1 protein-coding gene and 1 rRNA gene are annotated in these 719 nt (G+C 43.9%); one reads left to right on the forward strand and one right to left on the reverse strand.

The window, feature by feature from the left end:
- The coding region (locus HZF10_RS17985) for a hypothetical protein (protein WP_217703415.1) at nt 1–324 on the reverse strand (324 nt) is incomplete at its 3' end.
- A 120-nt stretch (nt 325–444) separates the two neighbouring features.
- Between HZF10_RS17985 and HZF10_RS17875 the strand changes: the two genes are divergently transcribed.
- Nucleotides 445–719: ribosomal RNA gene (locus HZF10_RS17875) — 16S ribosomal RNA — on the forward strand; the annotation flags it as partial.

Here is a 719-nt window from a genome sequence, read left to right on the forward strand (position 1 = left end):
AAAAAACCTCAAAAAAACTTGCCTCAAAAACTTGCGGGAGCGGAAAAAGTGGCTACTTTTGCACCCGCAATCAGCGAGAAGTTCATACGGCATAATGGGGTAAAAAAGGGCAAAAAAAGTTTTGCGTGAGCGGGAAAGAGTTTCTATCTTTGCCGTCCGTTCCGGAGGGACGGGGCGCCAGAAAGTTCCTTTTTTACTGAAAACCAGGCTCGGGCGAAAAAGATGAAAATTTTTTTCAAAAAAAGCTTGGAAGTATGAAAAAGACTCGTACTTTTGCACCCGCTTTGAAACACAAGCGAAGATTGAAAGAGTAGACAAGTTCATAGACATATTGGATAGACAGCACTTCAACAAGAGTTGAAGTAAGCAGAGAGTAAGGGAAAACGGAAAGTTTTCTTTGAATTATACTGAGTAAGGCTTTGGAGTCGTAAGTTATTAAAATATACGATGAAGAGTTTGATCCTGGCTCAGGATGAACGCTAGCGGCAGGCTTAACACATGCAAGTCGAGGGGTAGAAGGGGCTTGCTCCTTCGAGACCGGCGCACGGGTGCGTAACGCGTATGCAATCTGCCTCTCACTGGGGGATAGCCCGGAGAAATCCGGATTAATACCCCATGGTATTTTGGAATGGCATCATTCTATTATTAAAGATTTATCGGTGAGAGATGAGCATGCGTCCCATTAGTTAGTTGGTAAGGTAACGGCTTACCAAGACGAT

This window comes from Flavobacterium agri (genome assembly GCF_013401995.1).
Taxonomy (GTDB): Bacteria; Bacteroidota; Bacteroidia; order Flavobacteriales; family Flavobacteriaceae; genus Flavobacterium; species Flavobacterium agri.